The organism is Streptomyces sp. NH27, from assembly GCF_056859195.1.
In genome coordinates this window covers 1-16,670 of sequence record NZ_JACEGK010000115.1, presented here as the reverse complement: position 1 = coordinate 16,670, position 16,670 = coordinate 1, and the positions used below count along the sequence as shown (strand labels likewise).

The 16,670-nt window shown below is 68.8% G+C and carries 15 protein-coding genes; 3 read left to right on the top strand and 12 right to left on the bottom strand.

The genetic code is table 11. The features are described from left to right. Window positions 1–16: 16 nt before the first annotated feature. Window positions 17–238, bottom strand: coding sequence for a hypothetical protein (locus AC13HU_RS12310; protein WP_483041856.1), 222 nt, complete (start codon window positions 236–238; stop codon window positions 17–19). Between the two features lie 115 nt (window positions 239–353). Next, window positions 354–986 (bottom strand): TetR/AcrR family transcriptional regulator, encoded by a 633-nt coding sequence (locus AC13HU_RS12305; RefSeq protein ID WP_483041855.1) that lies wholly within the window; start codon window positions 984–986, stop codon window positions 354–356. Between the two features lie 51 nt (window positions 987–1,037). Between AC13HU_RS12305 and AC13HU_RS12300 the strand changes: the two genes are divergently transcribed. Then, a complete protein-coding gene (locus AC13HU_RS12300; protein WP_483041854.1) occupies window positions 1,038–1,589 on the top strand; it encodes a GNAT family N-acetyltransferase in 552 nt (183 codons plus the stop codon). A gap of 43 nt (window positions 1,590–1,632) precedes the next feature. Here the strand turns inward: AC13HU_RS12300 and AC13HU_RS12295 are convergent, their stop codons facing one another. From AC13HU_RS12295 to AC13HU_RS12255, 9 genes are all read right to left on the bottom strand, one after another. Continuing rightward, window positions 1,633–2,232, bottom strand: coding sequence for a DUF6891 domain-containing protein (locus AC13HU_RS12295; protein WP_483041853.1), 600 nt, complete (start codon window positions 2,230–2,232; stop codon window positions 1,633–1,635). 415 nt (window positions 2,233–2,647) lie between these two features. Further along, the gene (gene tyrS, locus AC13HU_RS12290; protein WP_483041852.1) at window positions 2,648–4,054 is read right to left on the bottom strand and encodes a tyrosine--tRNA ligase; all 1,407 of its coding nucleotides are present in this window, start codon (window positions 4,052–4,054) and stop codon (window positions 2,648–2,650) included. Further along, window positions 4,051–4,437 (bottom strand): glycosyltransferase family 2 protein, encoded by a 387-nt coding sequence (locus AC13HU_RS12285; protein WP_483041851.1) that lies wholly within the window; start codon window positions 4,435–4,437, stop codon window positions 4,051–4,053. Before AC13HU_RS12285 ends, tyrS begins: the two co-directional genes overlap by 4 nt. Beyond that, on the bottom strand, window positions 4,434–5,570 hold the full coding sequence (locus AC13HU_RS12280; RefSeq protein ID WP_483041850.1) for a hypothetical protein: 1,137 nt from the start codon (window positions 5,568–5,570) through the stop codon (window positions 4,434–4,436). The genes AC13HU_RS12285 and AC13HU_RS12280 overlap by 4 nt, the downstream gene beginning before the upstream one ends. A gap of 121 nt (window positions 5,571–5,691) precedes the next feature. Continuing rightward, the gene (locus AC13HU_RS12275; protein WP_483041849.1) at window positions 5,692–6,771 is read right to left on the bottom strand and encodes a nucleotidyl transferase family protein; all 1,080 of its coding nucleotides are present in this window, start codon (window positions 6,769–6,771) and stop codon (window positions 5,692–5,694) included. Then, on the bottom strand, window positions 6,768–7,313 hold the full coding sequence (locus tag AC13HU_RS12270; RefSeq protein WP_483041848.1) for a radical SAM protein: 546 nt from the start codon (window positions 7,311–7,313) through the stop codon (window positions 6,768–6,770). Before AC13HU_RS12270 ends, AC13HU_RS12275 begins: the two co-directional genes overlap by 4 nt. Further along, window positions 7,307–8,533 (bottom strand): hypothetical protein, encoded by a 1,227-nt coding sequence (locus tag AC13HU_RS12265; protein WP_483041847.1) that lies wholly within the window; start codon window positions 8,531–8,533, stop codon window positions 7,307–7,309. The genes AC13HU_RS12270 and AC13HU_RS12265 overlap by 7 nt, the downstream gene beginning before the upstream one ends. A gap of 19 nt (window positions 8,534–8,552) precedes the next feature. Next, the gene (locus AC13HU_RS12260) at window positions 8,553–9,539 is read right to left on the bottom strand and encodes a zinc-dependent alcohol dehydrogenase (RefSeq protein WP_483041846.1); all 987 of its coding nucleotides are present in this window, start codon (window positions 9,537–9,539) and stop codon (window positions 8,553–8,555) included. A 68-nt stretch (window positions 9,540–9,607) separates the two neighbouring features. Next, a complete protein-coding gene (locus AC13HU_RS12255) occupies window positions 9,608–10,390 on the bottom strand; it encodes an HAD family hydrolase (RefSeq protein WP_483041845.1) in 783 nt (260 codons plus the stop codon). A 325-nt stretch (window positions 10,391–10,715) separates the two neighbouring features. Between AC13HU_RS12255 and AC13HU_RS12250 the strand changes: the two genes are divergently transcribed. Both AC13HU_RS12250 and AC13HU_RS12245 read left to right on the top strand, forming a co-directional pair. After that, window positions 10,716–14,279, top strand: a complete 3,564-nt coding sequence (locus AC13HU_RS12250) for an NB-ARC domain-containing protein (protein ID WP_483041844.1) — start codon at window positions 10,716–10,718, stop codon at window positions 14,277–14,279. Window positions 14,280–14,296: 17 nt separating this feature from the next. Further along, window positions 14,297–15,472, top strand: a complete 1,176-nt coding sequence (locus AC13HU_RS12245; protein ID WP_483041843.1) for a damage-control phosphatase ARMT1 family protein — start codon at window positions 14,297–14,299, stop codon at window positions 15,470–15,472. 464 nt (window positions 15,473–15,936) lie between these two features. On the opposite strand, the gene AC13HU_RS12240 is transcribed toward AC13HU_RS12245, so the two are convergent. Beyond that, window positions 15,937–16,458, bottom strand: coding sequence for a hypothetical protein (locus AC13HU_RS12240; protein ID WP_483041842.1), 522 nt, complete (start codon window positions 16,456–16,458; stop codon window positions 15,937–15,939). Window positions 16,459–16,670 lie beyond the last annotated feature (212 nt).

Sequence of the window (16,670 nt, the reverse complement as noted above, 5' to 3'; positions counted from 1 at the left end):
GGCGGCTCCAGGGGGCCTATAGCTTGATCATCTTGTTGTAGGGGCTCAGGATCCGCATCCGCGTGGACCCGAAGTCCACGATCGCCGCGACTCCCTCCTCGGTATCGGCCACCCGGCCGAGACCGTACATGTCATGGGTGACCAGGTCGCCGGCCGCGAAATGCTTGGGAGCCGGCGCGACCGGGGCCGTGAAAGGGCTGGTGGGCAGATGACGCTTCGGTGCTTGAGATTTTGTCATTGTGCCTAGTGTGCGCCCATGGGCATCCTGTTCGCGCCGGTTGTCCACACCAGATCCCCGGCACGGCGCAAACCTCGGCGGACGACAGCCGGCCGTGGTGGCCGAAAGGGCGAGCTCAGGGCGCGCTGTCCTGAGCGTGCTCGGCCTCTCCTTGCCGGTCCGTAGGAACGGTCAGCGTGGCGAGATAGTCGTCGAGCAGCGCGATCTGCCGTTGCGGCGCGAACGCGGCAGGGTCCAGGAGCGCCTGTACGACCAGGCCGAGGGCGAACGCGTGCGCTCCGGCGGCGATGCGGTCCGGGTCTCCTCGGCGTAGCTCGCCGAGTTCCTGCGCCTGGACCACCCGCTCGCGGAGGTTGGCGCGGCCGCAGGCGTACTTGCCGGCGTAGTCGTCGGTCAGGGCCGGGTCGGCGAGCGCGGCGCCCCAGGAGGAGACCCAGATGCGGTTGCTGTCGATGGCTGCTCCGGTCAGCGGGAGGATGTCCAGCAATGCGGCCCGTAGCCCTGCGACGCCCCGCTCCGGCGCACGGCGCGGGCGAGTCGCGGTGCGCTGTTCCAGGAGGTCGAGGGCGTACTCCACCAGGGCACGCTTGTTCGGGAAGTAGTGCGTCAGCAGACCGGTGGTCGCGCCGAGCTGCGCGGCGACGGCGCGCAGCGTGAGGCCGGTGAAACCGCGCGCGGCCATGACCTGCCACACCGCTTCGGAGACATCGCGTCGGCGGCTCTCATGATCTCCCTTGGTACGTGGCATGCACCTACGCTACATTCACACAACGTATGTTATGTAAATAGGGAGGTCGTCATGTTCTCGCTGACGCTGCGCAACGATGCCCGTCTCGCCCAGCTGGAGAGCCGGCATGCCGAGGAGTTCGCCGACCACCTGGACCGAGCCCGCGAGCACATCCGTCCCTGGGTGGGTCCCGCGTTCGTCACCATGGACGTCGACGGAGCGCGGGCCACGATCGCCCGATACGCGGAGCGTCAGGCCCGCGACGGCGCCCGCCTCTACGGCATCTGGCACCGCGGCGTGCTGGTGGGCGGCGTGATGTTCACCGACTTCCAGGCCGCCATGGGCTGTTGTGAGATCGGTTGCTGGCTGGAGCCCGCAGCCGAGGGGCAGGGCCTGATCACCCCGGCCTGCGGCGCCCTGCTGGATTGGGCGTTCGTCGAACGCGGACTCCACCGGGCCGAGTGGCACTGCCGGATCGACAACCACCGCAGTGCCGCGGTCGCCAAGCGCCTCGGGATGACCCTGGAGGGGGTGCGGCGCCAGGCATGGCCGTACGAGGGAACGCGGTACGACAAGCAGATGTGGGCCGTCCTCGCCCCGGAGTGGTCGGCCTCAAGGGGATGAATCGGTGGTTGTCGCTTGCGGTGACTATCCGCACCTCCTGGCCTCACCCGGGCTGGGGAGCGGTGGTCCAGCGGCGTTTGCGCCAGCTGAACGGGAGGATCTCGATGCGGCTTTGGACGGCGCCATCCCATTTCACGCGGACGCCTTGAGATGTGAGAACGTCGCATACCTCGCGGGCAACGGCCGCGCTGGCCCGCTCGCGCTTCGCGAGGTCGTCCTCGAAGGCGCCGAACGCCAGCATCAGACCTCCGCCCGCTATACCCGACTCAAGGTCTTGGCCATGGTAGAAGACCGCGCCACGTGCAGGAGTTGACCGGGCCGAGCGGGCTTCGTACGCCTCGGTCCAACCGTCGGAGAGCGTTTCGCCCGCGTTCTGAAGTGCGACGATGCCGAGTTCGGTCAGTTCGTCGAAGGCCCGGTCGATGGCGTCGTTCGTGCTGGGCTTGCGCCAGCGGGCCTCGCGTCGGCGGTGTTCCAGGAACAGTTGCGCAATGTGGCTTTTCAGCTCATTCCGTAGTGCCTCGTGCTCTGCTCCGAGTTGACGTGCCACCCATTTGTCGACCTCATCCTCGTTGTCGAACCCACCTTGGACCGCCAGCGCTATGCGCTCGCGCATGTATTGAATGTCGCCGTCATCAAGCATGCGGAGAGCGTATTGGGGCGATGGCAAAGTCGGGGTGATCTCCTGGATGTGCGGGTCACGGCGGTGTGATGATTCCCGTCGGGTGCGCGGCCGGACGCCGAGCGGGTCCGGATGAGCGGGGGCCGGGACGCAGAACCTCTGGGTCGAGCGGTGCCGCCCACCGCTCATACCGTGCCTGGTGAGGCGCTGGCGGAGGGTACGAGATTCGAACGCGCGAGGGGTTGCCCTCAACATGCTTTCCGGCTGGCGGCGCTCCACTTCCCGATACAACCGACAATGCGGTCGACGCAGCATGGCCCCCGCGCTCCCAGCAAGGTGGGGCGGGCTGCACCAGGTGTTGGACGGAACCTTGTGCCGTCAGTTGCGGGTGACGCTGGGTGGCGGGAGCCTACTCGGTCCCCGCCACCACGTCGCGTCATGCGTCGATGCGGGCGATCTTTCGGCCGGCCTTGAGGTAGAAGGTGGCTTCCCCGGCGGTGTCGGCCGCGTTGACGAGGGCGGACAGGGGCTGTTGGACGATGTCCTCGTCGAGTTGGGTGGTGTGCTGCTCGCCTTCCGGGGTCTCAGCGATGAGGCGGAGGCCGTTCTGGGCGGCGACGCGGCGGGCGGCGGAGTTGCTGGGGGCGAAGTCCAGGACCTGGGTGAGCAAGGTGATCACAGGGGCTTCGGCGTGCTCCTTGAGGGAGAGCGCCGGGAGGTTCTGGGTGTCGCCGAAGATCCGCTTGGAGAAGCGGGCGGCGAACTCGGCGCGGGCGGCTTCGGCGGCCTTCAGGCCGTGGAGAGCGGCGGTGACCTCGCCGGCGAGGATGCGCTTGACGGCCATGGGGTGTGCGGTGCCGTCGGCCACGCGACCGGTGACCGTGGCGATCTCCTCGTCGGTCCACTCGGTGAGCTGCTTGAGGTAGGGCTCGATGAGGTGGTCGGGGATGGACATCAGGCGGCCGAAGATCTCGTCCGGGGAGGAGGAGAGGCCGACGTAGTTGCCCTTGGACTTGCTCATCTTGGAGCCGGTGCCGTCGGTGCCCTCGATGAGCGGGGTGGTGATGATGACCTCGGGTGTCTGTTCGCGGATCTCCATGACCTTGCGGCACATCTGGAGGTTGAGGAGCTGGTCCACGCCCCCGAGCTCGACGTCCGCGCTGATGGCCACGGAGTCGAGGGCCATGACGACCGAGTAGACGAACTCGGCGACCGACAGGCCGTCGCCGGCGGCGAGGCGGTTGCGGAAGTCATCGCGTTGGAGGGTCATCGAGACCGGGACATGCGCCAGGAGGCCTACCAGTTCGGGGAGGCTGACCTTGTTCAGCCACTCGCCATTGAAGCGCAGGTCGGCGCGTGCGAAGTCGATGAACGGCGTGACCTGTTGCTGGTAGCCGCTGAGGTTGTGGGCGATGTCGGTGTCGGTGAGCGGCGGGCGCTCGGAGGAGCGGCCGGACGGGTCGCCGATCTTGGCGGTGACGTCGCCGATGATGAAGACGACGTGGTGGCCCATCCGCTGGAACCGCGAGGCGATGATGATCGGCACCGAGTGGCCCAAGTGGACGTCCGGGGACGTCGGGTCGATGCCGTACTTGACCACGAGCGGCCGGCCCTCCGCCTGGGCGGCGGTGATCTTCTCCGCGAGCCCGGACGCGGAGGGGATGACGTTGATCGCGCGGCCTTCGACCAGCGCGGCCTGTTCGGCCGGGGAGAGGTCGGACAGGTCCAGCGAGCGGCGGCTATAGGTCTGTTCCAAGAGCCGGGCGACCGTATAGTCCGCGGCCAGGTCCGATCCCTTGAGGATCTCCATGGCGCGGACTACGGACTCGCTGAGACGGCTCATGGCGTCGTTACGCTCCTGGGTCTGTCGGCTGGTGTGGCCAGCGGGTATGGGGAACAGGCGATTTTAGCATCGCGGGTATCGCGCCGCGTTTGCGTGATCACGTTGCGTTTTGCCGGGTGAGCGGCGGAGGGACCGCCGGGACCGGGCTGATGGCCAGTGCTGGTAGGGGCGGGGCGAGCGGACGGCCGCGGGACGTGACCCTGGTGCCGGCGGCAGATCTCGGGGGTGTCGTCTGTGGAGCCGTCGTCGATGACGAGGATCTCGCGGAGGGTGTAGCGGCCGGGTTCCTGTTGCAGGCAGCTGGTGATGGCGCGGTCGAGGTAGCGGCCGTAGTTGTGGCAGAGGATCACGCAGGAGATCCGGGGCAGCGGCGAGTTCGTCATCGGTTGCCGCCTTCGTAGAGTGCGCGGTGGGCGGTGAGGACCTGTTGGTGCTCTTGGGCGCGGTAGTCGAGGAAGTCGTGGTCGAGGCGGCGGGGGGTGGCCGCCGCACGGGCGGTCGCGGATTCCAGGGCGGTCAGGAAGCGTTCGCCGAAGAGGTTGGGGTGACCAGTGCTCCAGTCGACCCATTCGGGTTCGGGGATGGCCTGGCCGTGCCGTTGGTGCAGGCGGTGCTGTTCGGGGAGATGACCGACGCGGGAGCAGACCGGGATGAGGCCGAGGTCGAAGGCGAGTTCCAGTTGGCCGGAGTGGCTGCCCCAGAGGTAGGGGAGCAGCAGGAGGTCGCTGGCAAGGGCGGCCTCCACGACGTCGGCGTCGGTGGGGTAGGGGCGCATCGTGATCCGGACGCGCGGGTCCCGGCGGGCGGTGTCCGCGATCACGGGCAACGGGCTGGGGACGGCACCGGTGAAGTCGGCAGGGCTGGCGGCACGGAGGAGGAGATGGAGGGTGTGGGTGGGGTCGGTGGTGGCGAGTGACCAGTTGATGACCGGCGCGAGCTGGTCGCGGTTGGCGCGGGTGGCCCCGTAGAGGAGCGTGCGGACGCCGGCGTCGGGGAGCCGTTCACGGTGACGGAGGGCATCGGGCGGCACAACGTAGCCGTGCGGGATGACGGTGGCGGGAGGATTGGTGCCCAGCAGGTCGGCGAGGTCGGCGCGGGAGCCTTCGGTGAGGCAGACCCAGGGAACGTTCGCGGTGAGCAGCAGACGCAGGCGGGCGATGAAGGCGTCGGCTTTGCCGTCGTCGCCGCCGAGCATGGGGCGGGTGTCATGGGCGGTGAAGACCACGCGGACGCCGGCGCTGGCGCAGGTGTCGAGGAGGCGCTCCAGGACGGCCGGGGTCTCCAGGTCGATGTGGTGGAGGTGGAGGACGTCGAGCCAGTCCAGCGGTGTGCGGTCGAGAATCCAGGAGGCGGTGACGTCGGCGGGGACGACGAGACCGGGGCGGATCTCAGCGAACTCGGAGGCGTTGTTCAGGGTATGGATACCGAGGCCGCGCAGCTTGCGCGTGTAAGGGGTGCGGGCGGGCAGATGGACGACTCGGAGGCTGGAGATACCCGAGCCTGCGGGGGCGGTCATCGTCGGACCTTGGGCAGGGCGACGTGGTGGGTGGTGGCGTCTCCGAGGGGCCGACGGGAGAGGACGGGGTACGGCGCGGACGGCACGGGCGTGGTGGTCGTGGCGGACTCCTTCGGGCGCCTCACGGTTGGGGCCAGAGGGAGAAAATGCCGATCAGACGCTTCGTGAGCTCGCCTCGGAGTTCGCGCCAGAGGCGGTCGTCGGCGCGGCGGGCTTCGGCGGCGAGGTCGTAGGCGTGGCCATCGACCTCGGGGAGGCAGGCGAACATCTGGAGCAGGGCGGAGGCGTCGTCGTCCTGTCCAAGGCCGACATCGGCGGCGAGCAGGGCGCGGATGTCGCCGGGCGGCAGCGCGGCGGTGATGCCGGAGCCGGGGATGCTCTTGCTCATCTTGGGCACGCCGCCGAGGCCGGGGATCATCTTGGTGTAGATGCCGGAGAGGCGGTCGGCGGGCAGACCCCAGCGTTCGGCTCCGCGCCGGGCCAAGGCCACGTACTTGTGCTCGTCGACTCCGAGGGAGACCAGGACGTGGCAGTCCTGGGCGAGCAGGTGGACGAAGTCGGCGGCCATGAGGAGGGTGGCCTGTTTCATGCCGTAGGTGAGGTGGTCGAAGACACCGTGGTTGCGGTAGAGGCCGGAGAGGTCCTCCTCGGCCCAGCCGAAGTCGGCGTCGTCCAGATGGCGGGAGAGGAGGAACGCGGTGGCCAGGACGTCGGTGTTGCCCTCCTGGCGACGCAGGACGCCGCGCTGCTCGTCGAAGCCGAGGCGGCGCACGAACTCCTCGTACTGGTCGGCCAGTCTCCGGACTTCGGCCAGCGGGGTGCGTCGGGCGTTGTAGGAGTCGAGGTCGCCGAGCACGATCTGGACGTGCAGCCCGTGCCGCTGGAGTGTGACCGCGCGCAGGAGTTGGAAGACGGTCCCGGCGTGCGGTGGCCCGCCCAACCCGACACCGGTGGTCACGGTCGCCGGCTTCCCGTCAGCGACGGCGGCGGCGAACGAACGAGCCCCGGTGTGGCACACCCACTTGGTACGCAGGTCATCCGGACTCAGGTCGGCGAGCGGGAAGTCAATGGAGCCGAGGATGTGTTCGGCGTCCGCCTCCGGGGTGACACCTCCGCTGGCGGCAGCGGAGGTCTCGGGAACGATGCGCTCATAACTGTGGCGGGCGATGACGTCGTCGTAGTACGCGGAGTCGAATTTCACTGTGCGGTCACTTCCTTGTCCGAGGAGGTCGCGGTGGAGGTGTCGGTGGTGGAGCGCAATGCGAAGGCGCGGCGGACGAGGTGCTCGAAACCGTCGGCGAGGAGGTTGCCGAGGACGCTGTTGCGGGGCGCTGAAACGCTGCCGAGATCGACGGTGACGGTGCCGTCGGCCAGGACCCAGACCCGGAACGGATAGGTGACGTGGTCACGCAGGGCCGGGTAGCGGTCGGCGAGGAGGAGCCCGTTGGTGTGGAGGTTCGTCTCGAAGCCGGCGGCTCGGGCGTGCTGGAGGGCGGGCTCCAGGTGGTTGTCGTACGGCATGACGGGGTCGCCGCCGGTGAAGACGATCCGGCGGGCGTCCGACTCGGCGCGGACACGGTCGATGACGCGGCGGACGGTGGCCTCGTCGGTGCGCACGCGATTGCGTTCGCGGTAGCAGAAGCGGCATACGCCGGGCGAGCCCGGGGCCTTGGGCAGGTCCCAGGCGTTGCAGTCGGTGTTGAGGACCATGTGCACGATGCCGAGTTCGTCGCGGGTCAGCATGCGGTCATCTCCCAGTCGGTGGGCGGACCGGCGAGACGACCAGGGGCAGTGGCGTCGGGGGGCTGGCAGAGCGGCTCGGCCAAGTGGTCGTCGGGGACGCGGAGGAGGGCATCGATTGAACGCGCGGTGCCGCCGGTGAGGAAGACGAAACGGCGCAGGGTGTCCACGGCGGCACCGTCGTCCAAGACGGCGTGCGCGATATCCAGCCCACTGCGCAGCGTGGGGACGGAGCGGGCGGTCACCATCAACATGGCCGCGTTCAGGGCGACCGTATCCCGGACCGCTGTCGGAGCGCGGCCAGCAAGGAGGCCCACGACGGCGGCGACGTTCGCGTGCGGATCGGGGCGCTGCGCGAGCGACCCGACCTCGAACGGCACCACGGCGCCGGCGGCTTCGGCAACGGCGCGTCCGAACTCGTGGTCTTCCCGGCCGGCGGTCAGGCGGCAGACGCGGATGGTGCCACCGGGGATCAGTTCGTCGACCTGGCTGCCGGGAACGGGAGAGGAGTTGACCACGGTGACGTCGCCGAGGCCGAGCCGGTACAGCAGCCGCGCGGAGACCCCGACTGCGGGGTGGGACAGGCCGTAGACGAAGCTCTGGCAGGCCACCGGACTCAGCAGGGCGGGGAAGCCCAGGCTCAGGGCGTGCACGGCCTGGAAACGGCCGCCGTAGCGCCGGTCGAACTCCGGCACCTGGTTCTCGATGGAGAAGAAGCCGAAGCCGCACTCCGCTGCGATGCCCGCCATGGCCTGCGCCGATAAGGTCTCGCAGCGCGCGCCCACCAGGTCCATGAAGTCCCGTGAGCCGGTCTTGGAGGAGGCGCTGCGTGAACCGAGCTTCGCGATGTGCGCTCCGCCGGCCGCGGCGACCAGAGCGGCAGCCGAGCTGATATTGATCGTCTTGTAGGTCTTCTTCCCGCTTCCGGTGTAGCCGACGAGCCGCACCCCGGGCGGCGGCGCCAGGTACTCCCAGGACTCGCGGTCCAGCGTGCTGACGGCCCGGATCGCGGCCTCCACTTCGGCCGGACGCGGCCCGCGCAGGAGCAGGCCGGTCAGCACGCTGCCGAGCATCACGTCGCGGGTCGGGCCGACGGGCAGTCCGAGCACGTGCAGCAGACCGTTGTGGACCTCGCGTGGACTGATGTCGGCGGAGGAATTGACCTGGTGCACGAGAGCGGGAATGGGCACAGGCGGCGGCGCGGGGACGGACGATGACCGCATGCAAGCCTCCAGAGCGTGGTCAGCGGCGGGCAGTGAGCAGGACTTTGAGCGGGCGGTGCGCGGAATCGGGGTGGAGCGCGGCCAGGGCGTCGGGCAGCCGGTCAAGCGGGTAGCGGGCGGAGGTGAGCGCTGTGACCCACACGTTGTCCGTTGCTTGGGCGAGGAGTTGGAGGGCGTCCCGGAAGTCGTCGCGGTTGTCCGCGTGGCAGTGGGAGTACGAGCCCCGGACGGTGAGCGAGCGGCGGAACACCTCGCGCAGAGGGGTGGGGAACCGCACCTGCGGGGCATAGGCGTTCTGGACGAGGATCGTCCCGCCGTCCCGCGCCGCTTCCAGGGCCTGGAGCAGCGGAGCAGCCGAGTGTCCGGACGCGGCGTCGACCACCACGTCACACGTACCTGCTCGAAGCCCGGGTGCCGGGCAGACGGCGACACCGGTGTCGGCCAGCAGGGCGCGGAGCCGTTTCTCCTGATCCGGCCTGCGGGCGGCGATGATCACGTCCCACCCGGCTCGGGCCGCGCTGACGGCGGTGCAGATGCCCAGAGGCCCCGCACCGATGACTCCGAGTCGGTGCTCGCCGCTGGCCGCGGGGGTATCCAGTCGGCATCGCACGCCGTGCAGGGCGACCGCCATCTGATCGGCCAGGACGAATACCGCCGGGTCTGCCGGGCCGGACGGCAGCGGTATGGCGTTCTCTGACGGAACGCGGACGGATTCGGCCAAGCCGCCGGGTAGGTCCCAGCCGACGCGTCGCAGCCCAGGGCACAAATGGATGCGGCCGAGCGCGCACTCGGCGCAACTTCCGCAACTGACAAGGGGGTTGACCGCAGCCCAGGTTCCGGTGCGGGTGTCGATGCCGACGACCTCGTGACCGGGCACCCATCCCTCCGGGACAGGCCCGCACCAGGAGCTCGCAACAAGCTTCCCGGTGTCGCTGCCGCACAGGCCCGAGAACCGCACTCGGACCTCGGTCGTCCCGGCGTCCGCCGGTAACGCGATACGGCGCATTGCCGCGAGCCTCAGCGAACGGCTCGTCCCCGCTAACCGGGCTTCCCATACGAGCGTGCTGGTGTCGGTCATCGGACGCGCCCCCAAGGCGCGGCGCCGGACAGCCAGGCCGGCAGGCGCTCGACGGACGACAGCGTGACACCTCTCCAGACCGTCGCCTGGTTTCCGAAGACCAGTGCGTCAGCGCCACCCCGCCGTTTGACACGGACTGCCCGCATTCCGCAGCGCAGTGCGCCGAACAGCTCTGAGCCGCCGTCGTCGCCGCAGTAGAGCACCGAATCCGCAGGACATTCCAGACGCTCCAGCATCCGCGCGTACAGATGCCCGTCCGGCTTCACCGCTCGCTCGCGGCAACTGAACAGCGCCACGTCGAACCGCGGAGCGAGCACCGAGCGGCCCCACGCTTCGGCGATGTCGGGGGAGGCGTCGCTGAGCAGTCCCAGCCGCAGCCCGGACCGCCGTAGCGCGGCGAGGCTCTCCAGCACCGACGTTTCGGGGTGCAGCCTTTGGAGAGCAAGCTGCCGCAACGTGGACTCCAGTCCAGGGGCGTACCCGCTCGGCGCTCCGGACAGTTCGGCGAGGTGAGCGGCCACCTCGCCGGTGGTGCGCAGCGTCCCGTCATGCCGGGCTCGCCAGCTCACGCCGAGTGCTTCGTCGGCAGCCTGGTCCAGCACACGCAGTGCAGCGGCGATCTTCCGCACCGCCTGGCCGCGCTCACGGCTGTCCGGGGCGGGGACCAGCGTGCCGAAGAGGTCCAGGACCACGGCTGCGGGCCGCCACTCGGCTGGTCTCAGTTCCGGAAGCATGGTCGGTTGCGCGCTGCTACCGCTGATCGTCAGGGTCTTGTCCATCGATTTCCTTCCGTTGCCGGCTTGGCGACGGGTGGACTCAGGTGCACGTAGTACGGGTTGACTCGAGTGCTGCACCTGTCCGTAGCCCATGGGTGGGGCGGCCCTCGAAAGACTGCCTGCCGGAGCGCCTTCAGACGTAGGTCCTCGCGTCGCTCCCCCGTCGAATTGGCACCGAACCGGGCTACGCAACACCGGAGAGCCAGTCGGCCGCCGCCGCCGTCGGCTGTCGCACCCGTGCTGAACTCCCGCTGAACCGTTGCCCGTACGGCTCAGGACAGCCCGCCATAGGCTGCTAGCTTCTTCACCAACGATCGCGGGAGCTTCAGTGGGCACTGTGCAGCGGTGGTCAGGCCGCGAGGCGAAGGCTTTGCGTGAGGCATTACGTATGAGCGTCCGTGCCTTCGCAGCCCACCTCGGTGTCAGCGATCGGACGGTGTCCAAGTGGGAGGCCGGCGGGCAGCAGTTGTTCCCTGTGCCCGATTCACAAGCGTTGCTCGACACGGTCCTCGACCGAGCGGCCCCGGATTGTGTGGAACGTTTCCGGGAGCTTCTTGACGGGCCCGGCCGACGACGAGCGACCACTGCGGGAAGTTACGTCCTCGCGCCACCTCCGGAGCACGGTTTGGTCCACAGGTCCGAAGACTTCGACAACGTCGTCTCACTGCTGGCTGAGGCGGACGCCTCCGAAAGAGGCATGACCCTGGCCGTGTGCGGCCCCGGTGGTTTCGGAAAGACGACCCTGGTCACCCAGGTCTGCCAGGACCGAGGCGTCAGGGAACTGTTTCCCGAGATCCTCTGGGTCGAGACGGGGGAAGGATGCACCGCCGCCAGGGTGGTGGAGCTGATCTCCGACCTTTGCGTGCACCTCGACGGAAGTCGGCCGGCGCTCACCGATCCCGAGCAGGCCGGGTTCCATCTGGCCCGCGTCCTGCGGGAAAGGCGCGCGCTGCTGGTCATCGACAACGTTTGGTCAGCCGCGGACCTGGCCCCGTTCCTCCTCGGCGCGCCCGCCTGTACCCGTCTCGTGACCACGCGGAACATCCGCACCTGCCCCTCAAGCGCCCAAGTGGTGCGGCTGGGGCCGATGTCGGCGTCGGAGATCAGCGAACTCCTCACCCGCGCTGTCTCTCAGCTGACCCGCCCCGCCGCCGACAGGCTGGCAGGTCTCTGCGGCGGGTGGCCGCTTCTGGCAACGGTGGTCGGCTCCAACGTCTACTCCGACCTGGTTGCAGGAGCCTCGCCTGAACGGGCGGTCTCCGAGGTGGGTGAGGCGATGCACGCTCACGGGCCACAAGCCTTCGACGTGTGGGACGCAGACCAACGCTCCAACGCGATCGGCCACGCGATAACCGCCAGTCTGCGGAGCCTGGACGAGAGTGTCAGGATCGGCGGCGCTTCCGCTCTGCGTGAGCGCTACCTCTCACTGGCGGTCTTTCCCGCCACGACCCCCGTGCCACTGTGCGTGCTCACTCACTGGTGGAGCGCGTCCGACGGCTGGTCGGCCATCGCCGTCCGACAGTTCTGTCGAATCCTGGCCGACAGATCACTGATCAGCGCCTACCTGGCTGATCAGGACGCGGTGGTCCTGCATGATGTCTTCCGGTCCTACCTGAAGCACCTTGTCGGCGACCGGTGGACAACCCTGCACAGCTCACTGATCGGGTCATACCGAGGCGCGGGCGAAGGAGACTGGTCACAGTTGCCCGCGTCGCACTCGTACATGTGGCAGCAGTTGCCATACCACCTTCGCGAGGCGGGGCTCGATGACGAACTCGTGGTCCTGCTGTCCTCCACCTCGTACGTCGCGACGAAGGCCGCAGTCATCGGCAGCCAGTCCCTGGCGGCCGACTCCGTCGTCCTCCGATCCGTCGAGCCCTTCCAGGCCAAGTCCCATTCCCGGCACCGCGACTGGCACAGGGCCAGCACACTGACCGGTGCCGGCTACTTGCTGCACGGACTGCGAACGCCACAGGACATGGCCTCCACGCTGAATCTCGCCCTCGTACGGGCCGGAGATGCGCCGTCCGGCAGCGCCGAATCCGTCAACGGGGTTGGGTTCCAAGCCTCATGGGCTCGACCCACCGACGCGGAGCACGTTGGACGCGGCCACGTGGGAGCAGTCGTCTCGGTAGCGACCGCGAAGGGACTTGTCGCCTCCGCCGGGGAGGACGGTGCCGTTCGGATCTGGGACTACGCAACGCGCGAGCTGCTCCACGCGTTCCACGCCCATACCGGCTGGGTATACGCCACCGCGTTGACGCACGACGGCGAGGTCATGGCCTCAGCGGGCGATGACGGGTTGATTCGCCTCTGGCGCCCACGCACCGGGACGACTCTCGGTGTCCTAGCAGGCCACGATCGCCGAGTCCGTTGCCTCAGCTTCACACCGGACGGCCGGAACCTGCTGTCTGCGGCCGAAGACGGGCATGTGCACGTCTGGGACGTCGAACGGATGGTGCTCAGTCACAGCATGGCGACCTGCGGGACACCGCTGTGGACCGTCTCGGTCGATGCCACGTCGAAGGTCGTGGCGGCAGCGGGTGAGGACGAGTTCGTCCGCCTCTACGACCTTCCTACAGGTGTGCTTCTGGATGAGAAGCCAGGTCACCGTGACTGGGTTCGCTCGGTGGCCTTCTCCCCTGCCAGCGCGCTCCTCGCATCCGGTTCCGGGGATCGGTCCGTCGTTCTGTGGGACACCAGCACCAGACGACTCAACCAAGTTCGACGAGTAGGTGATCTTCCTGCTCGCGTCCGGTCGGTGGTCATCGACGGCCAGGCAGACCTGCTTCTCGCGGCGACCGAGGACGCTGTCATCCGGGCCTTCGATGTCAACGGACCGGTGGGCGAGATCCAAATGCCTCCAGGCATCGACTGGGTCAGGACCCTGACCTGCACAACCGATGGCACGGTCGTCGCTGGCTGCGAGGACGGCGCCGTCCGGGTATGGACGAAGTCCGAGCCCGACGGGTTGCACGCGATGACCAGCGGCGCGAACGCGGTCTGGTCCACCCACATCACAGCCGACGGTGTCCTCGGTGCTGTCGGCCACGGCGATGGCCGCATCGAACTGCTGAATCTGCCCACCGCCGTGCGGCACCGCGAACTGCTTGGCAGCGCAGGTCGCGTGTGGTCGGTGGCCGCTGGCGGGAGGTACGTCGCGGCGGCCTGCGGCGACGGCTCCGTCCACGTCTGGTCACTCGACGACGAAAGCTGGACGTTGCGGCTCAACAACGACGCCACCCGGAGCTGGAGCGTGGCTGTGTCTCGCACCGGTACTCGGCTCGCTGCCAGCACTGGCGACGGGCGCGTCCGATGCTGGGACCTCCCCTCCGGAACGCTGCTCTGGGAACAGCAAGCCCATGCAGGTCGCGTCAGATCAGTGGCACTTGACGCCGACGGAGAGTTGCTTGCGGCGAGCGGTGGCGATGGCACCGTGCACCTCTGGGACACACGTACCGGCCGCCACCTCAGCCGGTTCGTGAACCCCGGAGGCTGGGCGCGATCGGTCGCTCTCGACGCTGCGGGCTCCCGGCTCGCGGTGGGCTCGGGAACCGGCGAGATCCACGTTCGTGATGTCCGGACCGAGCAGTCCATCGGACACCTGGCCGGCCACGCAGGGCGGGTGCTCATGGTGGCGTTCTCCGAGCACCCTGATCATCTAGTTTCGGCGGCAGCCGACGGAACGGTCAGGGCCTGGTCGCTGAGCGGACAGTGTCAGCTTGCCGAGGTCCGTGCCGACGCGACGCTGCACTGTGCCTCCGCCGATCCGCGTACGGGTCGTGTGCTCGTCGGAAGCGCGGCCGGCCCGGCTTCGTTGCGCCTGAACCACGGTAGCCCCGCCGTTGACCACGCTGACGTCGGCCCGATCTCGGGCCCCGGTGGCGGCTGAAGAGGAAGAGCCTGAACATGCCCACCGCGCCCACGATCTTGAGCAATACCCCTGGCTCCTTTGCCTGGGGCGTCTTCCACGAGCGGCACCCGATGCTCGTCCAACAGGTGCTCGACGCTCTGCCGTACGGGCCGGTCGAGCAGGCGGCGGTCGAGGAACTCCTCGTCGAGAGCACCGACGGCGTGCTGGAGCCGCTCGGCACGAGCGCTCACGATCACCAGCAGTGGTTGGAGTGGGGCGCGGGCTTGTTCGGGCGGCCGTGGGGCGAGGCGCCGTTCCTGTGGGCCGAGAGTTACTTCTATCGCAGGCTGCTCGAAGCCACCGGCTACTTCCGGCCGGGGACCTGGCAGGGCATCGACCCGTTCGCGCCGTTCAAGAACGCCGAACTGTCCGGCCCGGCGGTCGCCGACGAGCTGGAGGCTCTCAGCGATCTGCCGCCCCTGTTTGCCGAGAAGCGGGCCGAGGTGCTGCTCTCGTCAGCGCTGTGGGGCAACCGGGCGGACCTCAGCTTTCAGATCACCGGATCGGCCGGGGACGCCCAACCCGCCGCCCTGGTCGCGGACGACAGCCCGCTCCTGTGGTCGACGCTCGCCGCTTCAAGCAGTCCGAAGGTCTGTGTCCTCGCGGACAACGCCGGTCGGGAGCTGCTGCCCGACCTCGTCCTGATCGACCACCTCCTGACCAGCGGGCTGGCTGCCGAAGTCGTCCTGTACGTCAAGCCCGCCCCGTACTACGTATCGGACGCGACCACCGCTGACGTCCTCGCGACGCTCGACCGCCTCCGTGCCCAAGCGGGCCAGGAGGCAGAACTGATCGGCCGCCGGCTCTGGCAGGCGATGAACAGTGGCACCCTCGTGATCCGCACGCACCCGTTCTTCTGCGCGCCGCTGCCCTTCCACGACATGCCGGCCGACCTCGTGGCCGAGTTCTCCGGCGCCACGATGTCGATCATCAAGGGGGACCTCAACTACCGGCGTCTCGTGGGCGACCGGCTCTGGGCCGCCACGTCATCGTTCGCCGCGAGGGTCAGCCACTTTCCGTCCCCCGTAGCGGCCCTGCGTACGTTGAAGTCAGACGTCATCGTCGGCCTCGACGGACCGGTGGTCGCCAGGCTGGACGCCACGGGGGAGCAATGGCGTACCAGCGGCAAGTACGGCCTCATTCAGGTCCACGCCGGGAAGCACCACCCATGATCTGCCTCGGCGCGGGCCACCTCGGCGTCGTACTCGTCGGCGTCGAAGTCGAAGTCCAATGGTCGATCCTCCGGGCGGGGAGTGTCCCAACCCGACCACTGGACGACATTCCCCACGCGCTGCACGACGACTGAGAGGAAGCCGCAGCATCCCCCGGTGCACTCCGGCTCGCCCAACTGCACACGTCGCGGTTCGGACGTCGCCCGAAGCGGACCGGGGAGCCCGACCGGCAACGCTTCCGCAGCCAGGGGCCCACGACCGCCCGGGCCGACCGCGTGCTCGACCACGTCCTCGCCGTTGACCCGGAAACGCAACTGGACTGAGAAGCGCGGCCCCGGCGGCAACACTGTGATCTCCAACCGATCGAACATCACGCCACCCTATGGCGACTGGCGCACGACCTGACAGCGATCCAGGAGAAGCAACCAGCTGTGAAATCCCAGGAGTTGCCGCCACGATCGCGATCAGTGCGCGGCGGGGTGGTCGTGGTCGTCGAGAACGGGGCTGTGGCGCTCGGCGAGCGGGCCGACCCCGAGATCTTCGCGCATCAGCATGCGCATCTTGGCGGCTGCCTTGCCGCGCGCCTCCCAGCGGGCGTGATCCTCCGGACTGCTGACAGCAGTGCCGTCGGCGTAGCCGTCGCAGATGCGTCGCAGGCAGTGGAAGACGTTGTTGGATGCCTTGACCACGGGTTGGGGCGCTATGAGCCACATCTGCTCGGACGCGATGGCGATGCCTGATTCCCGAAAGGCTTCGCGCAGCGCGAGCGCCCGCGCATCGTCGGAAGGGTGCTCCCGCCCGGCCAGGGCCCGCAGGGTCTCACCGAGTACCTTCACGGCGGTCGTGTACTGCGTGTAGATGTCGAGCCGCAGCCGAAGAGCTTCCTTGTCGTCCTCGCGCTTCCACCGGCTCCGATCCGCGATGAGGGTGGTGACGATGCCGATCGCGGCGCCGGCCAGGGTGGAGAGCAGTGGCAACCAGTCCATGCGGGCCACCTTGCGCCATCCCGTGACGGCCGCACCAGGGGTCTACGAGACCGAACCCGCACGCCGAGGAGCGGCATCCGGCCGTACAACCGGGTCCGGGCGATGGGCTCGTGGGCGTATTTCCGGTCACCGACCTTGTCGGTAACGATCGTTGGCGTGGCGGGTGGCCACGGCCGTTGGGTTTGGGGCTTGTTGATCGCTCGCTCCACGAT